Annotated in this window: 26 protein-coding genes and 1 tRNA gene; 14 read left to right on the top strand and 13 right to left on the bottom strand. The window is 58.7% G+C overall.

Annotated features, from left to right (window positions below):
* Positions 1-160: 160 nt before the first annotated feature.
* The 5 genes from BK670_RS08700 to BK670_RS08680 form a co-directional block, all read right to left on the bottom strand.
* Positions 161-616, bottom strand: coding sequence for a YiiD C-terminal domain-containing protein (locus BK670_RS08700; RefSeq protein WP_123449433.1), 456 nt, complete (start codon positions 614-616; stop codon positions 161-163).
* Positions 613-1,998 carry a sigma-54-dependent transcriptional regulator gene (locus BK670_RS08695; RefSeq protein WP_123449432.1) on the bottom strand — a complete coding sequence of 462 codons (1,386 nt, stop codon included), beginning with the start codon at positions 1,996-1,998 and terminating at the stop codon, positions 613-615. Before BK670_RS08695 ends, BK670_RS08700 begins: the two co-directional genes overlap by 4 nt.
* Positions 1,995-3,803: a sensor histidine kinase gene (locus tag BK670_RS08690; RefSeq protein ID WP_123449431.1), complete on the bottom strand. Its 1,809-nt coding sequence runs from the start codon at positions 3,801-3,803 to the stop codon at positions 1,995-1,997. The genes BK670_RS08695 and BK670_RS08690 overlap by 4 nt, the downstream gene beginning before the upstream one ends.
* 41 nt (positions 3,804-3,844) lie before the next feature.
* Complete coding sequence (rfbC, locus tag BK670_RS08685; RefSeq protein WP_123449430.1) at positions 3,845-4,390, bottom strand: dTDP-4-dehydrorhamnose 3,5-epimerase; 546 nt, start codon at positions 4,388-4,390, stop codon at positions 3,845-3,847.
* An 83-nt stretch (positions 4,391-4,473) separates the two neighbouring features.
* Positions 4,474-4,998, bottom strand: a complete 525-nt coding sequence (locus BK670_RS08680; RefSeq protein ID WP_123449429.1) for a DUF3916 domain-containing protein — start codon at positions 4,996-4,998, stop codon at positions 4,474-4,476.
* 213 nt (positions 4,999-5,211) lie between these two features.
* Between BK670_RS08680 and BK670_RS08675 the strand changes: the two genes are divergently transcribed.
* From BK670_RS08675 to BK670_RS08660, 4 genes are all read left to right on the top strand, one after another.
* Positions 5,212-8,124, top strand: a complete 2,913-nt coding sequence (locus BK670_RS08675) for an aminotransferase (protein WP_123449428.1) — start codon at positions 5,212-5,214, stop codon at positions 8,122-8,124.
* A 292-nt stretch (positions 8,125-8,416) separates the two neighbouring features.
* Positions 8,417-9,295, top strand: coding sequence for an N-carbamoylputrescine amidase (gene aguB / locus BK670_RS08670; RefSeq protein ID WP_123449427.1), 879 nt, complete (start codon positions 8,417-8,419; stop codon positions 9,293-9,295).
* Between the two features lie 5 nt (positions 9,296-9,300).
* Complete coding sequence (gene aguA / locus BK670_RS08665) at positions 9,301-10,407, top strand: agmatine deiminase (protein WP_123449426.1); 1,107 nt, start codon at positions 9,301-9,303, stop codon at positions 10,405-10,407.
* Between the two features lie 246 nt (positions 10,408-10,653).
* The gene (locus BK670_RS08660; RefSeq protein WP_123449425.1) at positions 10,654-10,866 is read left to right on the top strand and encodes a hypothetical protein; all 213 of its coding nucleotides are present in this window, start codon (positions 10,654-10,656) and stop codon (positions 10,864-10,866) included.
* 187 nt (positions 10,867-11,053) lie between these two features.
* On the opposite strand, the gene BK670_RS08650 is transcribed toward BK670_RS08660, so the two are convergent.
* Positions 11,054-13,147, bottom strand: coding sequence for a TonB-dependent receptor (locus tag BK670_RS08650; RefSeq protein ID WP_123449423.1), 2,094 nt, complete (start codon positions 13,145-13,147; stop codon positions 11,054-11,056).
* Positions 13,148-13,402: 255 nt separating this feature from the next.
* Here BK670_RS08650 and BK670_RS08645 point away from each other — a divergent pair, with 255 nt between their 5' ends.
* The 6 genes from BK670_RS08645 to BK670_RS08620 all read left to right on the top strand — a co-directional run bounded on the left by BK670_RS08645 (position 13,403) and on the right by BK670_RS08620 (position 18,100).
* Complete coding sequence (locus BK670_RS08645) at positions 13,403-14,071, top strand: DsbA family protein (RefSeq protein ID WP_123449422.1); 669 nt, start codon at positions 13,403-13,405, stop codon at positions 14,069-14,071.
* 297 nt (positions 14,072-14,368) lie between these two features.
* Positions 14,369-15,655 (top strand): OprD family porin, encoded by a 1,287-nt coding sequence (locus BK670_RS08640; RefSeq protein WP_123449421.1) that lies wholly within the window; start codon positions 14,369-14,371, stop codon positions 15,653-15,655.
* A gap of 232 nt (positions 15,656-15,887) precedes the next feature.
* Entirely contained in the window at positions 15,888-16,634 is a 747-nt protein-coding gene (locus BK670_RS08635; RefSeq protein ID WP_123449420.1) for a 2OG-Fe dioxygenase family protein, read from the top strand.
* A gap of 79 nt (positions 16,635-16,713) precedes the next feature.
* On the top strand, positions 16,714-17,091 hold the full coding sequence (locus BK670_RS08630; protein WP_003220700.1) for a GNAT family N-acetyltransferase: 378 nt from the start codon (positions 16,714-16,716) through the stop codon (positions 17,089-17,091).
* Positions 17,088-17,804: an AzlC family ABC transporter permease gene (locus tag BK670_RS08625; RefSeq protein ID WP_123449419.1), complete on the top strand. Its 717-nt coding sequence runs from the start codon at positions 17,088-17,090 to the stop codon at positions 17,802-17,804. The genes BK670_RS08630 and BK670_RS08625 overlap by 4 nt, the downstream gene beginning before the upstream one ends.
* Complete coding sequence (locus BK670_RS08620) at positions 17,783-18,100, top strand: AzlD domain-containing protein (protein WP_007952614.1); 318 nt, start codon at positions 17,783-17,785, stop codon at positions 18,098-18,100. The genes BK670_RS08625 and BK670_RS08620 overlap by 22 nt, the downstream gene beginning before the upstream one ends.
* Here the strand turns inward: BK670_RS08620 and BK670_RS08615 are convergent.
* Positions 18,017-18,943: a LysR family transcriptional regulator gene (locus tag BK670_RS08615; RefSeq protein ID WP_123449418.1), complete on the bottom strand. Its 927-nt coding sequence runs from the start codon at positions 18,941-18,943 to the stop codon at positions 18,017-18,019. The two genes, BK670_RS08620 and BK670_RS08615, sit on opposite strands and share 84 nt — an antisense overlap.
* Before the next feature lie 448 nt (positions 18,944-19,391).
* Here BK670_RS08615 and BK670_RS08610 point away from each other — a divergent pair, with 448 nt between their 5' ends.
* The 3 genes from BK670_RS08610 (at position 19,392) to BK670_RS08600 (ending at position 21,295) form a co-directional block, all read left to right on the top strand.
* The gene (locus BK670_RS08610; protein WP_185036748.1) at positions 19,392-19,955 is read left to right on the top strand and encodes a PBECR2 nuclease fold domain-containing protein; all 564 of its coding nucleotides are present in this window, start codon (positions 19,392-19,394) and stop codon (positions 19,953-19,955) included.
* 255 nt (positions 19,956-20,210) lie between these two features.
* Positions 20,211-20,618 carry an MbcA/ParS/Xre antitoxin family protein gene (locus BK670_RS08605; protein ID WP_123449417.1) on the top strand — a complete coding sequence of 136 codons (408 nt, stop codon included), beginning with the start codon at positions 20,211-20,213 and terminating at the stop codon, positions 20,616-20,618.
* Positions 20,615-21,295 carry an RES family NAD+ phosphorylase gene (locus tag BK670_RS08600; RefSeq protein ID WP_123449416.1) on the top strand — a complete coding sequence of 227 codons (681 nt, stop codon included), beginning with the start codon at positions 20,615-20,617 and terminating at the stop codon, positions 21,293-21,295. Before BK670_RS08605 ends, BK670_RS08600 begins: the two co-directional genes overlap by 4 nt.
* 44 nt (positions 21,296-21,339) lie before the next feature.
* Here the strand turns inward: BK670_RS08600 and BK670_RS08595 are convergent, their stop codons facing one another.
* The gene (locus tag BK670_RS08595; RefSeq protein WP_123449415.1) at positions 21,340-21,621 is read right to left on the bottom strand and encodes a DUF3077 domain-containing protein; all 282 of its coding nucleotides are present in this window, start codon (positions 21,619-21,621) and stop codon (positions 21,340-21,342) included.
* Between the two features lie 486 nt (positions 21,622-22,107).
* On the opposite strand from BK670_RS08595, the gene BK670_RS30195 reads away from it, so the two are divergent.
* Positions 22,108-22,293 (top strand): hypothetical protein, encoded by a 186-nt coding sequence (locus BK670_RS30195; RefSeq protein WP_404942473.1) that lies wholly within the window; start codon positions 22,108-22,110, stop codon positions 22,291-22,293.
* Between the two features lie 250 nt (positions 22,294-22,543).
* Here the strand turns inward: BK670_RS30195 and BK670_RS08580 are convergent.
* The 5 genes from BK670_RS08580 to BK670_RS08560 all read right to left on the bottom strand — a co-directional run bounded on the left by BK670_RS08580 (position 22,544) and on the right by BK670_RS08560 (position 26,460).
* Positions 22,544-22,619: transfer RNA gene (locus BK670_RS08580), tRNA-Thr, on the bottom strand.
* Positions 22,620-22,694: 75 nt separating this feature from the next.
* On the bottom strand, positions 22,695-23,531 hold the full coding sequence (locus BK670_RS08575; protein WP_123449413.1) for an FkbM family methyltransferase: 837 nt from the start codon (positions 23,529-23,531) through the stop codon (positions 22,695-22,697).
* A 331-nt stretch (positions 23,532-23,862) separates the two neighbouring features.
* A complete protein-coding gene (locus BK670_RS08570) occupies positions 23,863-25,098 on the bottom strand; it encodes a methyltransferase (protein ID WP_123449412.1) in 1,236 nt (411 codons plus the stop codon).
* Positions 25,079-25,768 carry an ABC transporter permease gene (locus BK670_RS08565; protein WP_123449411.1) on the bottom strand — a complete coding sequence of 230 codons (690 nt, stop codon included), beginning with the start codon at positions 25,766-25,768 and terminating at the stop codon, positions 25,079-25,081. Before BK670_RS08565 ends, BK670_RS08570 begins: the two co-directional genes overlap by 20 nt.
* On the bottom strand, positions 25,765-26,460 hold the full coding sequence (locus BK670_RS08560; RefSeq protein WP_025110951.1) for an ABC transporter permease: 696 nt from the start codon (positions 26,458-26,460) through the stop codon (positions 25,765-25,767). Before BK670_RS08560 ends, BK670_RS08565 begins: the two co-directional genes overlap by 4 nt.
* Between the last annotated feature and the right edge of the window lie 56 nt (positions 26,461-26,516).

Genomic DNA, 26,516 nt, shown 5'->3' with positions numbered 1-26,516 from the left:
ACAGTGCTGTGGCGAGGGAGCTTGCTCCCGCTGGAGTCCGTAGGACTCCCCGTGGAATGCTCCGCGCACAGTTCTGTGGACTCGTTCAGCCGGTTTGGGGCCACTTCGCAGCCCAGCGGGAGCAAGCTCCCTCGCCACAAAAGCAACTCGTTAGCGGGTTTTATCGGTGCAAAACGTACTGCCCGGTAAATGTCACAGCATCCTCATCACTTCCCGCATTGACGATCCGCGTATCGAGCGTCAACCGCGCCCGCCCATAACGCTGATACATCGCCAGAAACTTCTTCCACACCTTCGCATCCGCCGCCGGGCAAATCGCCACGGCATCGCCGGTCACGGGCAGTGGATAACTGATATGCCCCTCCTGAATGACGATGTGCCCGTCCTCGATGCCTTCCTCTTTCAAACGCAAATGCAACCAGCCCCAACCGGCCAGCACCGCGCCGCAGTAGAGGCTGCCACCGAACATCGTGCTCTTGTGGTTGACGTTCGGGTCTAGTGGCAGATGCAGGCTCAGTTGCTGCTCATGCCAGTCGAGCACCTTCAGCCCCATGTCCCGAGTCAGGGGAATGTCGTGATGCAGGACCGATTCCAGATAGCGACTGTCGGTGCTCATTCGTTTTCGTCCCCATGGCTGCTGTCGCCGAAGTTGAGGCCATGCTTACGCAATTTGTCATGCAGGGTCTTGCGCGGAATGCCCAAGGCTTCAGCGAGGCTGCGCACCGAACTGTGGGAGCGTGCCAGTTCGGCGGCGATCAGCGACTTCTCGAAATTTTCCACCTGCTCGCTGAGGCCACCATTGATGACTTCGACCGTGGTGCTGCCAGCGCTTTCGGCGTCAGCGTTATCCAGCGCCAGTTCCAGACCGAGGGCGAAACGTTCGGCGGCATTCTGCAGTTCGCGTACGTTGCCCGGCCAGGTGTGGCGCAGCAGCAAGGCGCGTTGCGCCGGTTGCAGTTCATGGGGTGGCAAACCGTGGCGGGCGCTGGCTTCATCGGCGTAATGCTGGAACAGCACCAGCGCATCCTCGCCACGTTCGCGCAGCGGCGGGATGCGCAGCGGCGCGACGTTAAGGCGGTAGTACAAGTCGGCGCGGAAGCGCCCCTGATCCGCGGCCTGACGCAGGTCTTCCTTGGTCGCGGCGATCACGCGGATGTCCAGCGGGATCAGTTGATTGCCGCCCAGCCGTTCGACCACGCGCTCCTGCAACATGCGCAGCAGTTTCACCTGCACATCCATGCTCATGCTTTCGATTTCATCGAGGAACAGGGTGCCGCCATTGGCGAATTCGAACTTGCCGATCCGGCGTTTTTGCGCGCCGGTAAATGCGCCGGGTTCATGGCCGAACAGTTCGCTTTCCACCACCGACTCGGCCAGCGCGCCGGCGTTGATCGCGACGAACGGGCCGTTTCGGCGGCTGGATAAATCGTGCAAGGCGCGGGCGACCACTTCCTTGCCAGCGCCGGTTTCACCGAGGATCAGCACGTCAGCCTTGGTCGCGGCCAGCGCGCCGATCTGCTCGCGCAAACGCAACATGGGCGTCGAATGGCCGACCAGCCGCGCGCTCAGTTCATTGCGATCGCTGAGGGCCAGCCGCAGGCTGCGGTTGTCCAGCACCAGTCGGCGCAAGGCGAGGGCGCGGCGCACGCTGTCGAGCAGCGCATCGCTGGCAAACGGTTTTTCGAGAAAGTCATAAGCGCCGGCACGCATGGCCTGCACCGCTAGCGGTACGTCGCCGTGGCCGGTGATCAGCAGCACCGGTAGTTCCGGATCCTGGGCGTGCAATTCACTCAGCAATTCCAGACCATCCATGCCCGGCATGCGGATGTCACTGACCACCACGCCCGGCCAGTCGCGCTCAAGCTGTGCGGCGAGGCCTTTGGCTTCGGACAGCGGCAGAATTTTCAGGCCGGCCAGATCCAGGGTCTGACCGAGGGCCTGACGCAGGTGCGGATCGTCGTCGATCAACACCACCTGAATGCGATTGTCGATGGTCATGCACTTCGATCCTCGGACGGTTGCAGGCTGACCCCGGGCGCACCGGCGCGCAGCCGCAGGGTAATCAAGGCGCCACCTTGCTTGTGGTTGGCGAACGACAGTTCACCACCGAAGGCGCGCATCAGCGTTTCACAAATGGCCAGCCCCAGGCCAAGGCCTTGAGTGCGGGTCTTGGTGGTGTAAAAGGGCTCGCTGGCACGGCCGAGGGCTTCCATGCAGAACCCCGGGCCGTTGTCGCGAATGTACAGATTGACGCCCTCGGCGGTGGATTCGGCACTCAGCCAGAGTTTGCGCGGCGGACCTTTCTCGGTAAGCGCGTCGAGGGCGTTGGCCAGCAGGTTGCCAAGCACCTGCCGCAGGCGCGTTTCCCCGGCCTCGACCCACAGGGTGGCGGCGGGCAGATCGCGGATCAGTTCGACTTCCATACTGCGCCGACGTTTGGCCAGCAGCGCCAAGGCATCGTCGAGCGCCGGTTGCAGGGCAACGCTTTCCGGCGCGTGGCGATCACGGCGGGCGAAGGCGCGCAGGTGGGCGATGATCGAAGCCATGCGCCCGGTCAGCTCGCTGATCAGTTTGAGGTTGCCGCGGGCGTCGTCGGTGCGCTGATGATCGAGCAGCACTTCGGCGTTTTCCGCGTAGCTGCGGATCGCTGCCAGCGGCTGATTGAGTTCGTGGCTGATGCTCGCTGACATCGTGCCCAGCGCCGACAGCTTGCCGGCCTGGACCAGGTCGTCCTGGGCACGCACCAGTTCCTGCTGGGCCTGTTCACGCTCCAGCACTTCCTCCTTCAGGCGTCGGTTGAGGCCTTCGAGGTCGCTGGTACGCTCGGCGACGCGGCCTTCCAGTTCACGACGTGCCTTGGCCTCGAACGCAATGCGTTCCAGATAATGCCGACGGCGCTGCATCATCAGACCGAGCAACAGCATCAGCACCAGCAGCGTGGCGCCGCCGATGGCAACCACGGTGCGCACCGGGCGGTCGATCAATGTGCGCGGAGCGAGAATGCTCACGCTCCAGCCGGTTTCGGCGATGTCGTGGGTCTGGATCAGCCATGCTGTCGGGCTAAGGTTCAGCGGCCGCGGCTCGCGGGTCGGGTAAGGCTGGATGGCGGTGATCGCCGAGCGTTCGCTGTCGCTCAAGTTACGGGTCGAGCGAAAGCGCCATTCGGGGCGCGAGGTGAGGATGACCACGCCGTTGTGGTCGGTGACCAACAGTTGTTCCGGAGTTTTGCCCCAGAGGCTTTCGGTATGGTCGAGATCGACTTTGATCACCAGCACGCCGATGATTTTTTCGCCGTTGCGCACGGCGGCGGCGAAGAAGTAACCGCGTTTGGCCGAGGTGGTGCCGAGGCCGAAAAAGCGCCCGAGACGTCCGGCCATGGCTTCGCTGAAGTAGGGACGGAACGAGAAATTGCGACCGACGAAACTGTCGTGCTTGTCCCAGTTCGACGCCGCCAGCGTCTGGCCGCTGGTGTCCATCAGGTACATGACTTCGGCGCCGGTCTGCGCGGCGATGTTTTTCAGCAGGCGATTGGCATTGCCTTGGCTGACGCCGTCGTCCGGCGCACCGAGTACCGCGCGCAAGGCCGGCAGGTCGCCGAGGATTTGCGGCAACACTTCATAGCGGTGCAGGGTGCCCAGCAGGTTGGCGACGTAGAGGTCGAGGGTCTGCCGGTTCTGCCCGGCCAGTTCGCTGCGGTAATAGCGCTCGGCGAGATGTTCCAGCGGCCACAGCAGCGGCGCCAGACACAGGGCCAGCAGGGCGAGGCTACGCCAGCGAGGTCTGGGGGGAAGGGTTGGTTTCATGAGCCGATGCGCCTGAGGTGACAGGCGCATTATGCCTAGGCTCAGGCGAAGACGTCAGCGTCCTTGAGCAGCGCTGCGGCTTGATCCTTGGCGGACAGCTTCGGCGCTTCGTCCAGCTGCCAGTTGATGCCCAGCGCCGGGTCATCCCAGCGAATGCTGCGCTCGGACGCCGGGTCGTAGTAGTTGGTGGTCTTGTAGAGGAATTCAGCGAACTCGCTCAGTACCACGAAACCATGAGCAAAGCCTTCCGGTACCCATAGTTGACGATGGTTCTCAGCCGACAGACGCACCGCCACCGATTTACCGAAGTGCGGCGAGCTGCGGCGAATATCCACGGCCACATCCAGTACTTCGCCAGCCGTCACGCGGACCAGTTTGCCCTGGGTGTTTTGCAGTTGGTAATGCAGACCACGCAACACGCCTTTTTGCGAACGCGAGTGGTTGTCCTGAACGAATTGCGTGTCCAGACCGGTGGCGTCCTGGAATGCCTTGGCATTGAAGCTCTCGTAGAAAAAACCGCGCTCGTCACCGAACACCTTCGGTTCGATGATCAGGACACCGGGCAGGTCGGTGGTGATTACATTCATGGGGAGTTCCATAGGCAGGTGTGAATGGTCGACATTCTTGCGCAAACGGCCATTTAGCGCGAGTGCAGACTGTAAGAGGCGATTCAATCGACCTCGCCAAAATACCAGCGTTGTTCCTCATAGGTCTGGCCATCGGAATCTTCAACTATATAGCTCAGGCCTCTCTCTCCAATGCCCGGCGGTAAAACGAGTTCCCAATCCTGGGCCAGGCTTTTACCGGTTTCGACGTATTCACTATCAGCAGGAGGGATATGACTTCGGTGATATTCCATGTCGGTATAGATGCATATTTCGCTGGAAAACATTCCTGGCAAGGAGATGGCGGCGACCACTCTACAATCGATAGCATTTTCCGGTCGGGACATACGCAGATGCTGCGCCGCGTTGATCAAGTGCTGCGCGCACTGCCGACGCAGATCCGCGGTTGCTTGTTTTCCTTGGACCATCGACATGTGAATCGGGATTTTCCAATTGCTGTATTTTTCCTCCTCGGTGAGGTCGGCCGGAAAGTAACCTTCGAAGTCAGCAGCCCAAGCGGCTAACGCGCGTAGACGACGAGGGATATTGCGGACTTTTTTGTTGGAGAGGGCGAGGCGGCGCTGGGACATTTTGCTGATTGCTTCCGTGCGGATAACGTTTAAGGGGGCAGGTTGAACAGTGAAGTGTTCAAACGCAATCTGAAATTGCTCTAGGAAAAGTTAGTGTGGACGTTGCCGGCACATTGTTGTGCCCTTGGTCCGGTCGGGAGTTGATATAAGGGGTTGCGTCTCGCCAAAAGCAATGGCGATATAGGCGCCTAATAAAATTTCAGGGGTCGTTTCATGCCGCTCGCCACGTTGATTCATCGCGCCAGTTTGCCCAGCCCGCAGGTGTCTGCAGAGCAGGCCCGGCAATGGCTGGCGGAGCATTACGGACTCAGTGGCACGTTGCAGGCCCTTGGCAGCCAGCAGGATCTCAATTACCGCGTCGACAGCCCGCGCGGTCGGTTCGTGCTGAAAATCTGCCGTGGCGATTACGCTCTGGTGGAGCTGCAAGCCCAGCATGCCGGGCTCAAGTATCTGGCCGAGCACTCGGCGGTGACGGTGCCGCGGGTGATAGCGGCCAATAATGGCGAAGATCTGCTGTCACTCGAGGTCGGCGGCGAAGCCGTCCATGTACGCCTGCTGGATTACATCGAGGGCCAGCCGCTCACGCATCTCGATCATTTGGGGCGCGATGTGGTGGCGGGGTTTGGCCGGCTCTGCGGTGAGATGGATCTGGCGCTGGCCGGGTTCGACCATCCGGGCCTCGAGCGCACGTTGCAGTGGGATGCACGCCACGCCAGCGCACTGATCAGCCATCTGCTGCCAGTGATCAAGGACGAGCAGCAGCGCACATTGATTGCCGATGCGGCGGAGCAGACCGAGCGCCGTTTGCAGCCGTTGCTGGACAAGCTGCCGGTGCAGGCGATCCACATGGACATCACCGATGACAACGCCGTTTGGGCGCGCGACGCCCAGCGTCACTGGCAGTTGCAGGGCGTGATCGACTTTGGCGATCTGGTGCGCACCTGGCGCATCACCGATCTGTCGGTGACCTGTGCGGCGTTGCTGCATCACGCCGGTGGCGATCCGTTTGTCATCCTGCCGGCGGTGCAGGCCTATCACGCGGTCAACCCGCTGCAACATGAGGAGTTGCAAGCGCTGTGGCCCTTGATCGTCGCGCGCGCGGCCGTGCTGGTACTCAGCGGCGAGCAACAGGTCAGCATCGACCCTGCGAATACCTATAGCCGTGACAACCTCAGCCATGAGTGGGAAATCTTCCGCGTGGCCACTTCGGTGCCACAGGCACTGATGGAAGCGGCGATCCTCACTGCCGTCGGTCACGCATTGCCGGCAATCGACAGCGAAGGTTTTGCGCCCTTGCTACCCGGTCTGGTCGGGCGTGAATTTGCGTTGATTGATCTGGGTGTCCTGAGTCCGCATTTCGAGGCCGGCAATTGGGAACAGGCAGGCATCGATCAGCACCTGTTGAGCGAAGCGGCGGCGGCCCATGGTTTGGCGGCAAGCCGTTATGGTCAGTACCGTTTGTCGCGCACTCGCCCCGACAGTGCCGTTGAACCGGACACCTTCCCGCTGCACGTGGAATTGCGCGTGCCCGATGGCACCGCCGTGGAGGCGCCGTTCGCTGGCGTCGTGCATCAGCCAGCAGACGGTGTGCTGCAACTCGATGGCCCGCAACTCAGCGTGCGGCTGTGGGGCGTGACACCTTCGCTGCACAGTGGCGCGGCGCTGGTCAAAGGCCAGGTGCTGGGCGCGGTGAGCGGCCCGTTACGGGTGCAGTTGTGCCGTGGCGCACAGCTCAATGCGCCGTTGTTTTGTACCCCGGTGCAAGCCGCGGCGTGGCAGGCACTGTGCCCTTCGCCGGCGGCGTTGTTAGGGCTGGCCTGCGATGCCGAGCCGGAACTGGACGCGAAAACCCTGCTCGAACGCCGCGATGCCAGTTTCGCCCGCACGCAAAAACACTACTACGTCGACCCGCCGCGCATTGAACGTGGCTGGCGCAATCACCTGATCGACATGCAGGGCCGCTCCTATCTGGACATGCTCAACAACGTTGCCGTGCTCGGTCACGGCCACCCGCGCATGGCGGCGGTCGCGGCGCGTCAGTGGTCGCTGCTCAACACCAACTCGCGGTTCAACTATGCGGCGGTTGCCGAGTTTTCCGAACGCCTGCTGAAACTGGCGCCGGAAGGCATGGATCGGGTGTTTCTGGTCAACAGCGGCAGCGAGGCCAATGATCTGGCGATTCGTCTGGCCTGGGCCTACAGCGGCGGTCGTGACCTGATCAGTGTGCTTGAGGCCTATCACGGCTGGACGGTCGGCGCCGATGCGGTATCGACGTCGATCGCCGACAACCCGAAAGCCCTGGAAAGCCGCCCGGACTGGGTGCATCCGGTACCTGCGCCGAACACTTATCGCGGTGAATTCCGCGGTCTCGATTCGGCGCCGGATTACGTGCGCAGTGTTGAACATCACCTGGCACAACTCGCCGAGCAGAAGCGCCAACTGGCCGGGTTCATCTGCGAACCGGTGTATGGCAATGCCGGCGGCATCTCGCTGCCGCCGGGGTATCTGCAGCAGGTGTATGCGCTTGTACGCGCGCAGGGCGGCGTGTGCATCGCCGACGAAGTGCAGGTCGGTTACGGGCGCATGGGCCACTTCTTCTGGGGCTTTGAAGAGCAGGGCGTGGTGCCGGACATCATCTGTATGGCCAAGGGCATGGGTAACGGTCAGCCGCTGGGCGCGGTCATCACTCGGCGGGAAATTGCCGAGGCGCTGGAGGCCGAGGGCTACTTCTTCTCGTCGGCGGGCGGCAGTCCGGTGAGCTGCCAGATCGGCATGGCGGTGCTGGATGTCATGGAAGAAGAAAAACTCTGGGAGAACGCGCAGGTGGTCGGCGGCCACTTCAAGGCGCGGCTTGAAGCGTTGATCGATAAACATCCGTTGGTGGGCGCCGTGCACGGGTCCGGGTTCTATCTGGGGCTTGAGCTGATCCGCAATCGCGAGACGCTGGAGCCGGCGACCGAGGAGACGGTGTTGCTGTGTGATCGCTTGCGTGAGTTGGGGATTTTCATGCAGCCGACTGGCGATGATCTGAACATTCTCAAGATCAAACCGCCGATGGTGACATCGCGTCAGAGTGTGGATTTCTTTGTCGACATGCTCGACCAGGTTCTCACCGAGGGCCTGTAGCGCTGATCCCGTGTAGGTGCTGTCGAAGGCTGCGATCTTGTGATTCTGCTTTTTAAAATCAAGATCAAAAGATCGCAGCCTTCGGCAGCTCCTACTGGATTGCGTCGATAGTTCGATTTGTATCGGCTTTTATTGGGTTTATTTAGACGAAAGGCATTTAACAAGCTTCTAAAGCCGATATTTATCGGCTATAAAGTCGCCATTGCTCCGGCATGGCGATCTCATGACCGGTGCGCGCGTTTTCTTTTCGGCCGAATTTCCGGCCGTCAAAGCAACTGCCCGGAGATGATTCATGAGCCGTATCGTTACCGTTGCCGCCACTCAGATGGCCTGTTCCTGGGATCTGCAAGCCAACCTCGAAATCGCTGAAAAGCTGGTGCGCGAAGCCGCTGCCAAAGGCGCGCAGATCATCCTGATCCAGGAGCTGTTCGAGGCGCCGTACTTCTGCCAGAAGCCGAACCCGGACTACCTGCAACTGGCGACGACGGTGGAAGAAAACGTCGCGATCAAACATTTCCAGAAAATTGCCAAAGAGCTGCAAGTGGTGCTGCCGATCAGCTTCTACGAGCTGGCCGGCCGCGCGCGCTTCAACAGCATCGCGATCATCGACGCCGACGGCAGCAACCTCGGGATTTATCGTAAAAGCCACATCCCGGACGGCCCGGGCTACCACGAGAAGTATTACTTCAACCCGGGCGACACCGGTTTCAAAGTGTGGAACACCCGTTACGCGAAGATCGGCGTGGGCATCTGCTGGGATCAGTGGTTTCCGGAAGCCGCACGGAGCATGGCGTTGCAAGGCGCGGAGATTCTGTTTTACCCGACCGCAATCGGCAGTGAGCCGCACGACAAAACCATCTCGTCGCGCGATCACTGGCAGCGCGTGCAACAGGGTCATGCCGGCGCCAACCTGATGCCGTTGATCGCCAGTAACCGCATCGGCAACGAAGAGCAGGACGGCTACGACATTACGTTCTACGGCTCTTCGTTCATCGCCAACCAGTTTGGCGAAAAAGTGCAGGAGCTGAATAAAACCGAAGAAGGTATTCTTGTGCACACTTTCAACCTCGACGAGCTCGAACACATTCGCAGCGCGTGGGGTTCATTCCGTGACCGCCGTCCAAACCTGTACGGCGCGTTGAAAACCCTCGACGGTTCCCTGGAGTCCTGATCCCGATGACCACCTTGAAAAGTACCCCGCGCGCCGACGGCTTTCACATGCCGGCCGAGTGGGCGCCGCAGACGCAGACCTGGATGATCTGGCCCGAGCGCCCGGACAACTGGCGTCTGGGCGGCAAACCGGCGCAAGCCGCGCACGCAGCAGTGGCCAAAGCCATCGCACGTTTCGAACCGGTGACCGTGGCGGTGTCCGCCGGCCAATACGAAAACGCCCGCGCACGCCTTGACGTGCCGAATATCCGCGTGGTCGAGATGTCCAGCGATGACGCTTGGGTACGCGACAGCGGCCCGACTTTTGTCATCAACAACAGCGGTGAAGTGCGCGGTGTGAACTGGGACTTCAACGCCTGGGGCGGTTTCGACGGCGGTTTGTATTCGCCGTGGAATCGCGATTCGCAGGTCGGTGGCAAGATCCTCGAGATCGAGCGCAGCCCGCGTTACCGCACCGAAGGTTTTGTGCTCGAAGGTGGTTCGATTCACGTCGACGGCGAAGGCACGTTGATCACCACCGAAGAGTGCCTGCTCAACCGCAATCGCAACCCGCACCTGAGCCGCGCAGAAATCGAAGCGGTGCTCCGCGCCAATCTGTCTGTGGATAAGATCATCTGGCTGCCGGACGGTTTGTTCAACGACGAAACCGACGGCCATGTGGATAACTTCTGCTGCTACGTGCGTCCGGGCGAAGTGCTGCTGGCGTGGACCGACGATCCGCAGGATCCGAACTACCCGCGCTGCCAGGCCGCGATGAAAGTCCTGCAAAGCAGCACTGACGCCAAGGGTCGCCCGTTCACGGTGCACAAAATGCCGATTCCGGGGCCGCTCTATGCGACCGAAGAAGAGTGTGCCGGGGTCGATCCGGTGGACGGCACGCAGGAGCGCAATCCGTCTGTGCGCCTGGCCGGTTCCTACGTGAACTTCCTGATCGTCAACGGCGGCATCATCGCGCCGAGCTTCGACGATCCGATGGATGCCCCGGCGAAAGAGATTCTGCAGAAGCTGTTCCCGCAGCACGAAGTGGTGATGGTGCCGGGCCGCGAACTGTTACTGGGTGGCGGCAATATTCACTGCCTTACCCAGCAGCAACCCGCGCCGCACAAAGAGTGAGTTGAGTCGTAACACCTTGAGTTGATTAATAAATCGGCCGGGTAATGATTAGCTCGCTACGCATCAACTGAGGCCCGCAGCCCGACAGGACGGCGGGCTTCTTTGTATCCGCTTGTCGACAACTGAGAAACATTGGCATAGCTCTTGTATTCATCACCCGTGCGCTAGGGAGGGAGGAGAACTTCAACAGTTCTGTCATAAACCTTGGATAACGTAGCCGCTCACGAACGGGGAGAGAGCGCTGAAATGAACGCCGAAGTGAACGTAGTCAGCGAGCGGACGTCGCATCCCATGGCCGTTAACGGCGAAGCGCTCCAGATTGTCGCGCACTGGTTAAAGTCCAATGGAACGCGTCAGATCAGGGAACCTGATCCGCGCCGGATGATGATCGAGCGTTACCCCGCTGACCTGTTCAGCGAGGCCGAACTGGACGCGTTGTGGGCTGTGATGGAAGGATAAGTAGAACAACAGGGATTGGTAAAAGCGCTGCCGGGATGGCGGCGCTTTTTTATGCACGATTATTTTGTACACACCCATTCAATGTGGGAGCGAGCCTGCTCGCGAATGCGGTGGATCAGGTTACGACGATGTCGACTGACCCGACGCTTTCGCGAGCAGGCTCGCTCCCACAAGGATGTGTGTGAAATCAGAAGCTGTAGGTGCCGGTCATTACGACGCTACGTGGCGCACCCGGTTGAATCTGATACTGGCTGGTCGCCGACGCGTAATACTCGCGATCGGTGATGTTGTTCAGTGCCGCGCGCAAATCCCAATCCTTGAAGCGGTAACCGACCAGTGCATCCCAACGACCGTAACCTGGCAGCACGGTGGTGTTGGCGTTATCGGCATAACGTTGGCCGACCAGGGTCAGACCGGTTTCACCGTACCAGCCCATCTCCGGTTTCCAGGTCAGGAACAGACTGCCGTTGTGCTTGGCAACGTTGTTGATGCGTTTGCCTTCCAGGCCGTTGTTGTCCTTCTCGATCTTCGCGTCCTGCATACCAACGCCACCGCGCATGTACCAGTTGCCGACGAGGTTACCTGTGGCCGTCAACTCAATCCCGCGCGAACGTTGCAAACCGGACATCACCGTCAGGGTCGGGTCGTTTGGATCGGTGGTGCGGCGGTTGTAGAGTTCCAGGTCATAGATCGCCAGCGTGGTGCTCAAACGGTCATCGAACCAGTCACTCTTCACGCCGATTTCTTTCTGCTTGGTCAGCTCGGGACTGAGATCGTTGGTGTTACCGGCCGCTCCCGGGGTGATGCCGATCAAGCCGCCGCCCACTGGTGAAAACGTCTTCGACCACGAGGCGTAGAACGAATGGTTCTGCAACGGCGTCCAGACCAGGCCGACGCGCGGGCTGGTGCTGTGGCTGTCGCGGTCTTCGGAGATGTTGCGCAGCTTGTTGGTCGACTCGATATCGAAGGTGTCGTACCGCAGACCGGCGAGCACTTGCCATTGGTCGTTCAGGCGCAGTTGATCTTGTACGTACACTGCGCGACTTTCGACTTCGGTGTGGCTGCTGCTGGAGAGCTGCATGCTGCCGGTGTGGCGCAGATCGCGGTTCGGGTTATAGAGATCGAGCGATGGCACCGGCTGCGCGCCCGGGGTTCTGCCGGTGGCGGCGTTATACAGTGTCGGATCGCGGCGCTGGCTGCCGATCTCGATGCCGGTCAGCAGGCGATGTTCAAGGCCGAAGGTATCGAATCCACCCTCGAGTTCAACGTTGTTATAGACGTTGCGGGTGGTCAGGTCCTGCTGCCAGTGCTGGCGCGTGACCTTGTTGGTCGTCGGCGTGTAACCGGTGAGGTAGGTGTTGTCGAAATCGCTGTCGAGCTTGAACACGCCAAGGGTCTGGCGCAGTTGCCAGTTGTCGTTGATTTCGTAAGTGAGTTTCGAACGCAGCGATTGCGACTTGTCGTCGATGAAATCGTGATCGTTGCCGTAGGTGGTGTCACGACCGACATCCGCCGGGCGCCCGTTGACGCCGGGGATGCCGCGATCCGGGGTGCGGTTGTAGCGGCTGTATTCGTACTGCACCAGCCAGTTCAGATCCGGCGTCAGTTGCCAGCTCATCGACGGAGCGAACAATTGGCGATTGCCGCTGACACCGTCGCGGAAGCTGTTTTCATCCATGTTGCCCATGTTCAGGCGCAGGCTGATGTTTTCGCTCGGGTCGGTGCTGAGGTCAGCGTAAAGACTGCGCAAATCTTCGCTGCCAGCCTGAGCTTCGATGGTCGAGCGCCGGCCGAACTCGGGCATTTTGCTTACGCGGTTGATGATCCCGCCCTGACTACCACGGCCGTAAAGCACAGCGGCTGGGCCTTTGAGCACTTCGACGCGTTCGATGTTGTGCAGGTCGCGCTTGTACTGGCTGTCGTCGCGGATGCCGTCCAGATAGAAATCATTGCTCGCGTCGAAGCCACGGATGCGCAAGCTGTCGAAGCGGGTGTCGGCGCTGCTGCTGACGTTGGGCATGCCGCTCAAGGCGTCGCCGATATCATTGGTGCCGTAGTTGGCGACGTTTGAGGTCTTGATCGAATCGATCGCCTGGGGCACATAACGTACGGGCGTCGAGGTACGAGTCGCGGTGCTGCTCAGCTTCACGCGCGGGTCATCGGCTTGCGCTTCGGCGCTGATCGCGGTGGCGGGGAGCTCGGTCGCGGCGTAGGCAAAACCGCTGGACAGAAAAGCAGAAAGCCCAAGGGTGACGGGCGTAAGACGGAACGGGGCAGGCATTGAAAAGCGCATCCGAAAGGGTGGAAGAATTCGATCGCGCGAATGGTAATGCTTTGCATTTACTTCCGTTAATTATTCCTTATAAGTTCCTTTGTCTGATTGTTTCAATTTGTGTCCTCTTCTACACAAACCGAATGAACGCCCATTCGACCGATTCACGAAACAGACTGAGAGCCATTCCGGCGTTTTTTCGCAAGGGTGCGAGGACTAATCTGCCGCCATCGATTTTCCTGACTTTCTGCCGGAGCGGTTCCCATGATTCTTCATTACATCTACGACCCGTTGTGCGGCTGGTGTTATGGCGCCAAGCCGCTGGTGGAAGCGGCGCAGGCAGTGTTGCAAGTGATCGCCCATGCAGGGGGAATGATGAGTGGCGCCAATCGCCAACGTGTTTCTCCGCAACTGCGCAATTACGTCATGCCCCACGACCGACGCATTGCCGAGTACACCGGCCAGCCTTTTGGCGAGGCTTATTTCGAAGGTTTGCTGCGTGATCACTCAGCGGTGTTCGATTCAACGCCACCGATTGCTGCGGTCATGGCGGCTGAAGCTATCGACGGCGGCGGTCTGCGCCTGCTGGGGCGGTTGCAGACGGCGCACTATGTAGAAGGGCGACGCATTGCCGATTCAGCCGTGCTGTTGGCATTGGCGATGGAGATGGGTTATGCGCAGGACGATTTCCACATTGCGCTGGAGTCGGTTGATAGCGAGGGGCATATAAAAGCCAGTCGCCAGTTTCTGGGCCAATTGGGCGGCCAGGGTTTTCCGACTCTGGCTCTGGAGCAGAACGGGACATTCCAGTTGGTCGACATCAGTCCGTGGCTGGGCAAGCCGCAGGCATTTGCCGATTGGTTGAAACAGGCAATCGTCCTCGATGAGCCAGGCGCAGTCTCTGCACTGTGTGCGATTGACGGCTGTGCGTGATACGCACTGGATTCACTGGCTGCAGGCATTTAACAGCAAGGAGTCAGCGCAAAAATTACGTTTCTTAGACGTTTTTTGCCTATTTAAAGACGATTCTTGAAATTGACACATCGTTCAGGGCGCGGCTACGATTCGGCCCAACGCCTGTGGCCAACCGCCATGACTCAAAATAAGGAGCAGGCCCGCCATGACATTGTCGTGGGCGGGTCTTTTTGTTTCGGGGTGAATAAAAGAGTGCAAAAGCGCCGTTTCCGCCGTTCGACACAGCGCGTTTCAACCCGTAATAAGGAAAACAAAATGTTGAACAAGCGAATCAGTCTGATCGCACTGGGGATGTTGAGCGCCACTCAGGCCATGGCTAACGACCAGGCCGAGTCCAAGGGTTTTGTTGAAGACAGCAGCCTCAAAGTGCTGCTGCGCAATGCCTACATCAATCGTGATTACAAAGACGGCAACAAAGACAAGGCCGAGTGGGGCCAGGCGGCCATCGGTACGTTCTCGTCCGGCTTCACCCAAGGCACCGTGGGTGTCGGCGTCGACGCTTTCGGTCTGTACGCACTGCGTCTGGACGGCGGCAAGGGCCGCAGCGGCGCCGGTGGTATCGATTTCTTCAAGCAAGAAAATGACGGTCGCGCGAACCATGACATAGCGAAGGGCGGTGCAGCGGTGAAGTTCCGCTTCTCCAACACCGTGTTGACCTACGGCGACCAGATGCCGGCCCTGCCGGTGCTGAGCTACGACAACTCCCGCCTGCTGCCGGAAAGTTACACCGGTACTTTGATTACTTCCCGTGAGATCAAAGGCCTGGAACTGAACGCCGGTCGTTTCACCGCCGAATCGCGCAAGAGCGACGAAGGCCGTGACAGCGGTGGTCTGAAGTCGATCAACGTGTTGGGCGGTAGCTACCAGTTCACCGAGAACTTCAAAGGCGCGCTGTACGCTTCCGACGTCGAAGACGTATTGAAGAAACAATACGTGAACGCCAACTACGTGTTGCCGTTCAACAAGGATCAGTCGCTGACCCTGGACTTCAACGGCTATCGCACCAAGCTGGACAACTCTTATGTCCGCGAAAACGGTGTAACCGGCGACGACAACAAGATCTGGAGTCTGGCCGCAACCTTCGCTACCGGTCCGCACTCGTTCACCGTGGCGCACCAGCGTTCCACCGGCGACAGCAACCTCGGTTACGCCTACGGCGGTTACCAGAAAGATCAAGGTCGCGTCGGTGACGGCGGTAACTCCATCTACCTGGCCAACTCCTACTGGTCCGACTTCAACGCTGAAGACGAGCGCAGCTGGCAGTTGGGCTACGGCCTCGACTTCGGTGCATTTGGCGTACCGGGCCTGAGCTACAACTTCGCTTACGTGCGTGGCGACAACATCACCACTTCCACCAGCGAAGGCGGTACCGAGCGCGAGATCTTCAACCAGTTCAAATACGTCGTGCAGTCTGGCCCGGCCAAAGACCTGAGCGTGAAACTGCGCAGCTCGATTCTGCGTGTTTCGCAGAAGTCCAGCGAGTACAACGTCAGCGGTAACGAACTGCGCGTGTTCGTGGATTACCCGATCAACATCTTCTGATGCCTGATCAAGTGTAAGAAACATGAGAAAAACCCCGACTGGTTCGGGGTTTTTTTTCGACGGTTTTTCGATGAAAACCGCAATAAACCCGTGTTTTTGTCATGTAAAAGTTGTTTTTGAGTGACTGCAAACGCCGTTTCAAGCAGGGCTTTAAATGCCTGAAATTCTTTCTCATGGACGCAAATTCTCCACCTAATAGATTAGGCCGCTCAACGCAGCGGAGAATTTGGTAATGATCGTTTTGAACAGAGAAGTGGGCGAATCGCTACGGCGCGACAAATATGTCAACGTCCAGGGTGGTGACTTCAATCTCTACGGTCATTTTGCCGACTTCGTCAGACTGACCAAAAGTTGGGAAAACATGGAGCCTGACAGTTACTACGGTCAGGCCGAAGCCGGCATGCGTTACCGTCGTTACAGCGACTTTGAGTACAACCCGAAAACCCGCGAGCTCAAGCAACTCGAGCATCGCGCCTACGTACAGTCGAAAGAGAACAACGCCTATGTTGGTGGCCTGGTACGACACTTTCAGGACTTCTCCGATGAAGTGATTACTTCGCCGGTGGTGCGCAGCCTGATCGACACCGATTTCGAAGTGTACAAAAGCGTACTGCCGGAGGAGCTGCACGATGAAGTCTGGCAGTGCCAGATCCATCAGATCCGCATCGAGATCAAGCCCGGCAAGCAACTTGAAATAACCCCTGAAGGCATTCACTGCGACGGTTACCCGTTCAGCGGTGTGCACTTCTGGGGCCGCAACAACGTCGAGGGTGCGGAGAGTCGTCTGTACGACATCCACGAGCATCAACTGGCGTCGACCACTTACCAGGAAATTCTCGACACCACTTACTTCCTCGATCGCGATATGCGCCACTACGTGACCCCGGCCCGCAACACGCACACCCATGCGATGGCGTACCGGCAGATTTTGGCGATCTCTTTCTCGCGGCCCGGGACCGCTTTCGACATTGTTCGCTAATCAGATCACCCCAATCGACGGCGTCGAGTGCTCGACGCCGGTGGTGCTGCGACGCGCCACCGCCAAGGACGCGCAGCGCATGGAGCGCTTCTTCCGCCAGTTCGACGAAGTGTCGTTCTGCGAGTGGCAGGACGCCAAGTGCCTGCGCGGCGTGCTGATCCAGAAAACCACCACGGCCTATCTGGCCTTCGACGTCGAAGGCGAAATCGTTGGCGCGGTGCTCGGCGGCATGCTCGGCAGCCGCGGCACGATCAATCATCTGGCGGTCAGCCCGCGCTATCGCAGCCAGGGCGTCGGTCAACGACTGGTTGAAGCGGCGTCGTCCGATATGAAACGGGTCGGCGTGTTGCGGATGTTTCTGTTCGTCGACGATGCTAACCTCGCGGGCAAGCGATTCTGGACTGCCCAGGGTTTTTGCGAACCCCACGGCGAGCGGACATTTGAGAGGGATCTATGAATGAAACGTCCGGCAGTGCGCCGCTGATGGCTACCCATCAACCGTCGCGCACGTTTGCCGAAGCCAGCCCGGTAGTCGCTGGCTACTTCACGGTGTCATTCGTCTTCGGTCTGATGGCCGTCAATGCCGGGCTGCCGATGTGGCTGCCAGTGGCAATGTGCTTGTTCGTCTACGCCGGCGCTTCGCAATTCGCCGCGCTGGCGCTGATCTCCAGCGGCGCGTCGCTGACCACCATTGTGCTGACCACGTTCCTGATCAACGCGCGCCACATGCTGATGTCGGTTTACATGGCCAAGGCCCTGCGGGCGCTGGGGCTCAGCCGCATGGAGCGCTGGGCTTATGCCGGTGGCCTGACGGACGAATCCTTCGCGTTCCACAGCGTCAAACTCGGCACCGGCGCGCCGGTCAACGTGCGCTACCTGATCGGTTTCAACCTGTTCTGCCACACCTCGTGGGTGCTCGGTGGTTTGCTCGGCGCGGTCTGCGCGCAGTACGCGGCGCACCTGATCAAATATCAGCTCGACTATGCCCTGACGGCAATGATGCTCTACGTGCTGGTGTCGCTCTGCAACACCCGCAACAAACTCATCGCCGCTGCAGCCGCTGTGCTGTGCATGGGCGCACTGAGCCTGGTCGGCAGTTCGCCGTTTAATGTGTTTATCGCCACGTTTGTGGGCTGCGGAGTGGGTGTATGCCTGACCAAACGTTCCTGATTCTGGTGGTCGCGCTGATGATGGCCGTGACTTTCCTGCCACGCGCGCTGCCACTGCAAGTCAACACCGAGCACTGGCCGCCGTTTGTTGCGCGGGCGCTGGAATACCTGCCGGTGGCGATCGTCGCTGCGATCAGCCTGACACCCTTGTTGATCAAGGATCAGCACATACAGCTCGATCGCCCGGAATTCTATGCCGCGATTCCGACGTTGTTATGTGCGTATTTCAGCAAAAACCTCTTTCTCAGTGTGGCGGTTGGGACGGCTGCGTACATTGCGCTCGGCTCGTTCATGTAGCGACAAGTCGACGACATCGTTGAGTGCCTGGTTCGACAACTCCGGATTGTTCACCGCCAGACGCACTTCGAGAAAATCCTCGAACCCGGGGAAAATCGTCAGGCCGTTCTTCTGCGCGGCTTCACGCGAGACCATGCCGACTGCGTCCATCTGCGTGATCAACGACAAGGTCAGGGTTTCGCTGCAGGAATAGACCATGCGCTGACCGTTCTCGTGATTGCCCAGCCCCGCGTCGAGAAAACGCAAAAAGCTGTGGGAATACGGACAATCTTCCGCAGGACGTACCTGAAACTTGTTGCCCAGCAACGTCAGTGGATCGTTTTCCTGCCCGCAATGGGCACCGACCACCTGCACCTGTACATCCGGCAGGACGATACTCGGCATGCCCGGCCGTTGCGGGCCGATCAGCACCGCGAGGTCGAAGTCCTCATTCCTCAGCTTGCTGAGGTTTTCCATCGACTCGGCGTAACTGAATTCCATCTGATAATCGGGAAACACCTCGATCAGACGGCCGATCATTCGCCGGTTGAAGTCAGCCGACAACGTGTTGTTCAACGCAACCTTCAACGTGCGCTGGCCCGGCACTTTCAGTGCCTCGACCTTCTCTTCCATCTGTCGCGTAGCAATCAGCACTTTGTCCATGTAAGGAGTGAGCTCAGTGCCCTGCGGCGTCAGCGTCAGCCCCTTGTTGGAACGTCGAAACAAGCGGAAACCGAACTGCTCTTCGACCTTGTTCAACTGCGCGGCCAAGGCCTGCACAGTCAGGCACGAATGCTCGGCTGCGGCCGACAACGAGCCGGTCTGCACGATGCGCATGAGGTTGCGTAAGGTTCTGCTATCCATGGGTAATGCCCTCTAAAGTGGGCTGGGTATTGTTGTTTACGAGACTGCCGGTCAGGCGCCATATGCTGGCTATATTCCTGTACCTGAGCATAGTTGTCGCGGGTTTAGTAGCGAATTGATGTCCTCGCCGATGGCTGGAGGCTGACACAGGATCGGGGTTTTTGGTGAGGTGGGGGTGATGAAGGTCAAAAAAAGTGCCCGGATTGAAGGATCCGGGTACTTTTTTTCGTTTGGAATCTAGGAGCTATGGCGATTTTTCCCACCCTCGTTCGGCAGCAATCCTTCCCGATACCAGAAGCGTCCGATTGCAAACGAGGATGTAGCTGATTTACCCCACCGCCAAAAAACGGCGAAATATGGACTTGTTACTTCGAGGGTTTTGTTAAGGCCGAATCCATTGGAATTAAGCATATTTCCGCCTAGCCAAGGCGCGACTGGGTGGGCACCAATGAATTTGCCAGGAAAGCGCGCTACTCCCAATCAAACCAATTGGAGAGCCCTTGGCTTACCGGACATACGCGATATCGAAGTGAGGTTATTGGATTCGAATGCTCGAGAAATTCCTGGTGCTACAAGTTTGGAATTGGCTTGGGAGCAGGTTGCGTTGGGGTTTGGGTTGTCGGAAGGCAAGAGTTATTCCGTTATACAAACGCCTTACGTCGCAGTCACTGTCAGACGCGAATATCTATTACATATCGTGGAAAAAAGGCCCAATGCGCGAGAGCGATTCACTGAGTTTGCGTTGGATACCGTTCAGAATCCGTTGGAAATCTGGCAAATTTCCTACGATGACGGTTCGATACGACTGGCATTTATCGGCGCGTACAACACGAAATATCAGATGCTTGTGGTGATCCACGCTGACTATGGACACGCTCTCTGGAATTTCATGAACTGCGACAAGAAAGCCTTGAATAAGCATCGCCACGGGATGCTGGTGTATCAGCGTTTCCAAAGCGCTAAACAAAAAAAGCAGCCTGAAGAGGCTGCTTTTTCTGAGGTAGGCGCTTGATATTGTGCTCCCTCAAGCAGGGGAGAAGAGGTCTCACCCGAGCGCTGATATTCAGGTCATCAACGGGGTTCCTAACGCCGACTATTGCCACCTGAAGGCAGTCGGTTTCGCGCTCTTGGGGCCGATTCTCTGTCAGGCGTATTGGCAAGTCAAACGGAAAATAGCTAGTAGGTGTCCGCATATGAAGAACTTTATTGGCTTGGTTCATATGTGTACTAATCTTGATGTATCACATAACGAGTTGGTAACGATCTGATGCCTACTTCACCTCCAGCCCTCACCCCACGCGAACAACTCGACGCGCCCGAAGCTGGCCGCGTCGCGCTGAAGTTCTTCTTCAACCTCATGGAGCGCTGGGGCTGCAGCGCCGAGCAGCAACGCACATTACTTGGCGGCGTCGGCAACACAACTTTCTATAAATACAAACATTTGCCGAACATACGTCTGCCAAACGACACCCTTGAGCGCATCTCGTACCTGATGGGTATTCACAAGGCGCTGAGCATCCTCTTCAGCAATAGTCGCGAGCGCGCCTATAAGTGGGTCAGCAGCCCGAACACGGCGGCGCCGTTCAATGGCCAAACGGCGTTGGATTACATGCTTGTCGGGCGCGTGGTCGACATCGCCGACGTGCGCCGCTACCTCGATGGGGTGCGCGGTTGAAGGTGCCCGGGCTGGTTGAAGTGCAATGGCCGCGAGCCTATCGGATCGTCAACAGCAGCTTCCCGCCGATTGCGTTGTTCGAAGACGTGCTCGATCCCGAAGACCTGGAAGTTGCCTACGCGCTGGAAGCGCTGACCAACGATCGCCTGATCGAACAGGCCGGCGTACTCGCTCGCGTGCGCCCCGAAGACCGACTCTCCGGCCCTGGTTCAACCCCGGTGATGGCAGCGTTTACCCACATCGGCAAAAGCAGCCGCTTCACTGATGGCACCTTCGGCGTCTACTACGCTGCGAGCAGCCAGGCCGCCGCCATCGCCGAAACCTGTTATCACCAGGAACGTTTCCTCGCAGCCACCAACGAAGCGGATCTTGAGTTGACCATGCGTACCTACGTCAATCGCGTGGTTAAACCGCTGCACGACGTTCGTCATGACTTCCCCGACTTACATCAACCCGATCCAGACGCCTATGGCCCGTCCCAAGCGTTTGCCCGACAACTGCGCGAGTCTGAATCCTGGGGGCTGCTCTACAACAGCGTCCGCCTGCCGGGCCACGAATGTGTCGCCGCGTTTCGGCCTCCGGCGGTTTCGATTCCGAAGCAGGGCAAGCATCTGCGTTATGTGTGGAGTGCGAGCCAGCGCCGGATTTCGTTTGTGTTTGAGATCAGTCAGGTTTGAAACGCAAAAAGCCCTCGCATCAACGAGGGCTTCATGTGGGTGATTTACATCAACGGCTTGTTCGGCGGCGAATCCATCACTTTCACGACATCATCGATCAGCGCCTTGCTTAACTCCTGCAAATACTGCGAGGCATAAGCGTGAAGGTCAGGGTCGCGCGAAACTGTGGAGTCAGCGCTCAGTAGCTTGGAGATGTGAAGCAAGTGTGAGGCGTGCGAGAGAGCGGCTATTACTGGAACACCCCGATTGGTGCGGAACAGCGCTTGATTGGCCTGGAAGGAAAAGTGTGTGAGGCCAGGGGTTTTCAAATCGAGGTAGTTGGTCATTTCGCTTCACCTGCCGTAAGGAAGTGTTGTGAGGTGACCGTTTCTGCAGCTCTGTGAATTGCTGATGGATCAATGGCATTCATTTGTGAACTCCCTGTATCAAATGAGAGCCGCCATTTTCGTTCTCAGGCGAAAGGGTGGCAGCTATGCGCAGGCTGAGAAACCGGAGATACAGGAACCCGGCAGACCCGAAGGTCTCCCACGCACAGCCGCCATTACACGTAGATGCGAGCACAAAAAAGCGCCGGCAATCGTGATTTGGGGCGCTGGTGCGCCTGTATCTTACGCGGGTTCTCAGGCCCGGTCGCTGAATTGGCAGCGACGAATTGAACGGTAGCTTGAGGAAGAGCCGATGCACAATCGTGGCCCGTAGTGGCTTTGCTTGGCTTCTCGTTACAACAAATTTCGCAGGATTTCGCGCCATGCGTTTTGTCGGTCACGACTTGTCCTTAGCCTTTTCTAAGCAACAAAACGAGGAGATCAGCGATGGTCGATGAACTGGAGCAATTCCAGCAGGATTTACTGGAGTCTGTACGTCAGATGAAGGCCGGTGAGGCCGAGCGTGTAATGCAGATGCTGCTCTCTGCGGCGGAGGAACAAAGCGTCGAGGCATCAAGCACTCTTGGACTGGGAAACTGGGCTGCCATTGAGTCAGCCGGTTCAGTGAGCTGAGAAACGCTGCTCGTGCAATCACACCTTTTTATGGGCACGCCATAATTATTGCCAGTTCATAATTTGGCATAAAAGCGGAAATTCGGGCGTTTTGGGTAAAAGCCGTGCTTTGGGGGAGAAGGGCGTCTGGCGATTAGATCTACGTGTGTAGAGCAGAGGCGCTATTTCTACTGAAGCTGAAACGCGGCTAAAGATATAAACGCCCAGAAACAACAAAGCCCCTGCATTTCTGCAGGGGCTTCGTTTTGTATGGTGCCGGCACCAGGAGTCGAACCCGGGACCTACTGATTACAAGTCAGTTGCTCTACCAACTGAGCTATACCGGCGTGTGGGCGACGATTATAGCGATTGGGAAGATCCTGTAAACCCCTGAATTCAGACTATTTTTGCATTCGGCTGAATCAAGCCCTGCGAAGCACGTTTCGCAGCTTTTGCACGGCCTTCACGGTGCGGCTGTTTTGCAGGGCCGCCAGTTGCGCTTCGGCCTGTTCGGCGCGTTGCAGAGCGTTGGCCAGTTGTTGGGCGGTGTCGACTTCGCTGGCGCTGATCGGGTGGGCGAAGGCGTGGCCTTTGCACAGTTGGAAGTTGTCGAGGTTGCACGGCGGAATGTCGAAAGCCGGTTTCAGCTGCATGTATTCGTCGGCGAGGAACCAGGTGTTGAGGCCGTCGAACAGGATCGCTTGATAACCCCCCTCGGTGACCAGCGGTTCCCAGGTGTGGTCGCGCTCCCATGGTGTTTCGATGACGATGATCCAGGGGCGGAAACGAGTGAAGTCCATGCCACGCAGGACGCTTTCTTCGTGGCCTTCGACGTCGATTTTCAAAAAATGGATTGGCCGATCAGCGGCGTATTGTTCGCAGATCGACGTCAGTGTACGGGCCTTTACGGTGAGGCTACGCACGTCCATGCCTTGGTCTTTGTGTTGCCGGGCGATGGCCGGATCGGCAGTCGACAGGCCGGTATCGGGGATGGCGTAGAACGTCATTTCGCCGGGCTGATCGCTGGCGATGCATTGCACAGTGGCGTCGCGTGGGCGTTGCTGGCAAAGAGCGTCGTAGTAGTTTTGCATCGGCTCGACGTTCACACCTTGCCAGCCATGATCGTAGAAAGCTTTGGTGACTGAGTCGTGATTCGGGTCGTTGGCTCCGACATCGATATAGAAGCCGTGCTCGACCTGCTTGAGCGCACGCCACAGGCGAACGTCTTCGAAATTCTGTGCGTAAGAGATAAACGTCACGGTCGCTTCCTTTCGGTCTGATTGTTCTTGTTCGGGGGCGCTGATGGCCTTGTATAACAAGGCAGGGAGGAGGCCGCAATGATTCGGTCGAAGAACCCTTTATTCGGCGGTTATGTCGTTTTGATTGGCGGCTTATGCACAACTGAGAGGCATGAGTAGGCGATTAACCGAGGTTTTGTGAACCCATTCTCATTTTGTTCGCAAATCCCTGTTTTACAGGTTTTTTATTTATATGAACAAAAATGACCAGCTCGATTAATGCCTCGAAACAGGCGTAGATATTGGATCCACGGTAAATCCATCAACAGAGTTATCCACAGGCCGTAACGTTTTAAGCGCGTTCGGCGAGCAGCATTAAGTTACGCGGTGTGAGTGAGGAGTCGCAAAAGCGGCCGAGGCGTACGACGTATTCCTGTTCGACGAGGAAAAGTGCTCGATCCAGGTTCAGCCAAAGCTCCAGTGGCCGTCGGAACAATCCGCGCAGTAATTCGAGGTTGCGAACTTCCGCCAACCGTCGCCAACCGGCTGATTCGAGTGCGGACCAATCTGGCGTGCCGATTGTGGATAACTCTTTCAATGCCGCCAAATCCCGGCAGTAATCGGCGAAGGGTTTGTCCAGCCAAGCGCTGGGCAGGGACGGGGTTGGCAGGTATTCGTCGACGCCGCGCACTTGCCGTTGCAACAGGTCGAAGGCCAGGCGCCGGGCCATGGAGGTGTCGCGCTGACGTCGGACGCGTGCACCGGCGGTGACGGTTTCGCTCATTGGCAGTGCCAGATCTTCGAGCGAGAGCTGTAGGTCCGATCGCAAGCCCGCGCAGGACAATGCCTGGTATTCGCTGCGATTGATCCGGTTGTAGCAGCACGGGGCAATGGCCATCTGCTGACATCCGGCAGCGCTCGCCAGTTGCATCAGGCGCACATGCAGATCGCCGCAGGCGTGGAGGGCGACGGGTGTGTGAGTCGCGCTCAACACGGCAGAGGCATTCGCCGCCAGTACATCCTGTTCCACATGCAAAGCGTGCAGATGATGACGTTGACTTAACGCCTGACCGCTGGCTACCAATAAAGGATCGTATTCAACGCAAGTCAGCTGCTGTCCCTCACTCAACAAACGTCGACCCAAGTGCCCCTTGCCTGAACACCAGTCCAGCCAGTACGTCGGCTGCGAAGCAAAGGACAAACGACTGGCAAACGCCTCGATCTGCTGCCACTTGCGTCCCGGCACATCGACATTCAGCCGATGCCCCGCAGCTTCCAGCGCATGCCCCGGCAACTCGCCAACCGCACTCAACTCAGCCGACAACGCCGCCAATGAAGCAAACGGCTCCGGCGCATCGACAAGATCAGCAGGTTGGTTATGAGCGTTTTCCGCGTCTTCCAGCGACCGTCCGCGTAGCCACAAGGCCAGCTCCGGGTAGGACGCTTCCCAAGCAAGCGAAAGATGATTGAACGGTCGAGGTTTCCACAGCGCCTGATGCGTTGTCAGAAATGCATCCAGCGCCGTGAAGCGGGCGAGTAAGTCCTCGCCCGTCAGCACGTGGGAAGCATCAACGCCCTTGGCAGGCATCGACGCGCAGCCAGCGCTCCAGCAGCTTGAAGCCGCGCACCAGCACGTAGGACATCAGCAGATAGAACACGCCCGCAGCGAAGAAGATCTCCACCGGCAGGTAGGTGCGGGCAATGATCGTGCGGGCCATGCCGGTCAGTTCCAACAGGGTCACGGTGCTCGCCAGCGCGCTGGCCTTGAGCATCAGGATCACTTCGTTGCTGTAGGCCGGCAGGCCGATGCGCGCTGCACGCGGCAGCATGATGTAGAGCATTGCCTTGGGTTTGGACATGCCCAGCGCCCGCGCCGCTTCGATCTCGCCGGGCGGAATCGCCTGGATTGCGCCGCGCAGGATCTCGGCGATGTACGCCGCGGTGTGCAGGGTCATGGTCGCGGTGGTGCACCAGAACGGATCGCGCAGGTATGGCCACAGCGCGCTGCTACGCACGGCATCGAACTGCGCCAGGCCGTAGTAGACGAGGAACAGTTGCACCAGCAACGGCGTGCCACGGAAAAAGAAGATGTAGGCGTAGGGCAAAGCGCGCACGTACCACAGCTTCGAAGAGCGGGCGATGCCCAGTGGAATGGCCAGCAGCAGGCCGGCAATCACGGCAATCGCCACCAGCTCCAGGGTCAGAGTCGCGCCCTGTGCCAGTTTCGGCAGCCACTTGATGATCACTTCCCAGTTCATGAAGCGCTCCTCGCAAAGCCGCGAGCGGCGCGTTTTTCCAGGAAGTGCATGCCGGTCATCGCCAGCACCGTGAGGCCCAGATACATGACCGCCGCCACCAGATAGAAGGTGAACGGCTGTTTCGAGACGGTCACGCCGATCTGCGCGTGACGCATGATTTCTTCCAGGCCGATCACCGACACCAGCGCGGTGTCTTTCATCAGGATCATGAACAGGTTACCCAGGCCCGGCAGGGCGATACGCCACATCTGCGGCATGATCAGCCTGGTGAAGATCCGCCATTTCGACAGGCCCAGCGCCACACCGGCTTCACGGTGGCCCTTGGGAATGGCGAGGATTGCGCCGCGGAAGACTTCCGTGGCATAGGCGCCGAAGCACAGACCCAGCGCAATGACGCCGGCGGCGAAAGCGCTGAGTTGCAGGTCGGGGTTACCGAAAAACTCACCGAGGCTGCGCATCAGGTTGACCGTACCGAAGTAGATCAACAGCACCCAGAGCAATTCCGGGACACCACGCACCAAGGTCGAATAAGTACCGCCAAGCCATTGCAGTGGCTTGTACGGGGAAGTCTTGGCCAAGGCGCCGAGCAGGCCGAGTACCAGTCCCAGGCACAGGGCCGTCAGCGCCAGTTTGACGGTCATCAGCGCACCGGCAGCGAGGGCCGGGCCGAATCCGTAGAGGTCGATAATCATGGGTTTCTGTTCAAATTGCGGCAGGCAAAGTCGGGAGCCGGCGCCGTTGAATGACG

The sequence above is a fragment of the Pseudomonas fluorescens genome, from assembly GCF_003732425.1.
Taxonomy (GTDB): domain Bacteria; phylum Pseudomonadota; class Gammaproteobacteria; order Pseudomonadales; family Pseudomonadaceae; genus Aquipseudomonas; species Aquipseudomonas fluorescens_BE.
This window is presented reverse-complemented; position numbering and strand designations above follow the sequence as displayed.

Bases quoted from the DNA above. Each gene is read 5' to 3' on its own strand.
- BK670_RS08700 (WP_123449433.1), bottom strand. From the start codon at position 616: ATGAGCACCGACAGTCGCTATCTGGAATCGGTCCTGCATCACGACATT.
- BK670_RS08695 (WP_123449432.1), bottom strand. From the start codon at position 1,998: ATGACCATCGACAATCGCATTCAGGTGGTGTTGATCGACGACGATCCG.
- BK670_RS08690 (WP_123449431.1), bottom strand. From the start codon at position 3,803: ATGAAACCAACCCTTCCCCCCAGACCTCGCTGGCGTAGCCTCGCCCTG.
- rfbC (WP_123449430.1), bottom strand. From the start codon at position 4,390: ATGAATGTAATCACCACCGACCTGCCCGGTGTCCTGATCATCGAACCG.
- BK670_RS08680 (WP_123449429.1), bottom strand. From the start codon at position 4,998: ATGTCCCAGCGCCGCCTCGCCCTCTCCAACAAAAAAGTCCGCAATATC.
- BK670_RS08675 (WP_123449428.1), top strand. From the start codon at position 5,212: ATGCCGCTCGCCACGTTGATTCATCGCGCCAGTTTGCCCAGCCCGCAG.
- aguB (WP_123449427.1), top strand. From the start codon at position 8,417: ATGAGCCGTATCGTTACCGTTGCCGCCACTCAGATGGCCTGTTCCTGG.
- aguA (WP_123449426.1), top strand. From the start codon at position 9,301: ATGACCACCTTGAAAAGTACCCCGCGCGCCGACGGCTTTCACATGCCG.
- BK670_RS08660 (WP_123449425.1), top strand. From the start codon at position 10,654: ATGAACGCCGAAGTGAACGTAGTCAGCGAGCGGACGTCGCATCCCATG.
- BK670_RS08650 (WP_123449423.1), bottom strand. From the start codon at position 13,147: ATGCCTGCCCCGTTCCGTCTTACGCCCGTCACCCTTGGGCTTTCTGCT.
- BK670_RS08645 (WP_123449422.1), top strand. From the start codon at position 13,403: ATGATTCTTCATTACATCTACGACCCGTTGTGCGGCTGGTGTTATGGC.
- BK670_RS08640 (WP_123449421.1), top strand. From the start codon at position 14,369: ATGTTGAACAAGCGAATCAGTCTGATCGCACTGGGGATGTTGAGCGCC.
- BK670_RS08635 (WP_123449420.1), top strand. From the start codon at position 15,888: ATGATCGTTTTGAACAGAGAAGTGGGCGAATCGCTACGGCGCGACAAA.
- BK670_RS08630 (WP_003220700.1), top strand. From the start codon at position 16,714: ATGGAGCGCTTCTTCCGCCAGTTCGACGAAGTGTCGTTCTGCGAGTGG.
- BK670_RS08625 (WP_123449419.1), top strand. From the start codon at position 17,088: ATGAATGAAACGTCCGGCAGTGCGCCGCTGATGGCTACCCATCAACCG.
- BK670_RS08620 (WP_007952614.1), top strand. From the start codon at position 17,783: ATGCCTGACCAAACGTTCCTGATTCTGGTGGTCGCGCTGATGATGGCC.
- BK670_RS08615 (WP_123449418.1), bottom strand. From the start codon at position 18,943: ATGGATAGCAGAACCTTACGCAACCTCATGCGCATCGTGCAGACCGGC.
- BK670_RS08610 (WP_185036748.1), top strand. From the start codon at position 19,392: ATGAATTTGCCAGGAAAGCGCGCTACTCCCAATCAAACCAATTGGAGA.
- BK670_RS08605 (WP_123449417.1), top strand. From the start codon at position 20,211: ATGCCTACTTCACCTCCAGCCCTCACCCCACGCGAACAACTCGACGCG.
- BK670_RS08595 (WP_123449415.1), bottom strand. From the start codon at position 21,621: ATGACCAACTACCTCGATTTGAAAACCCCTGGCCTCACACACTTTTCC.
- BK670_RS30195 (WP_404942473.1), top strand. From the start codon at position 22,108: ATGGTCGATGAACTGGAGCAATTCCAGCAGGATTTACTGGAGTCTGTA.
- BK670_RS08570 (WP_123449412.1), bottom strand. From the start codon at position 25,098: ATGCCTGCCAAGGGCGTTGATGCTTCCCACGTGCTGACGGGCGAGGAC.
- BK670_RS08565 (WP_123449411.1), bottom strand. From the start codon at position 25,768: ATGAACTGGGAAGTGATCATCAAGTGGCTGCCGAAACTGGCACAGGGC.
- BK670_RS08560 (WP_025110951.1), bottom strand. From the start codon at position 26,460: ATGATTATCGACCTCTACGGATTCGGCCCGGCCCTCGCTGCCGGTGCG.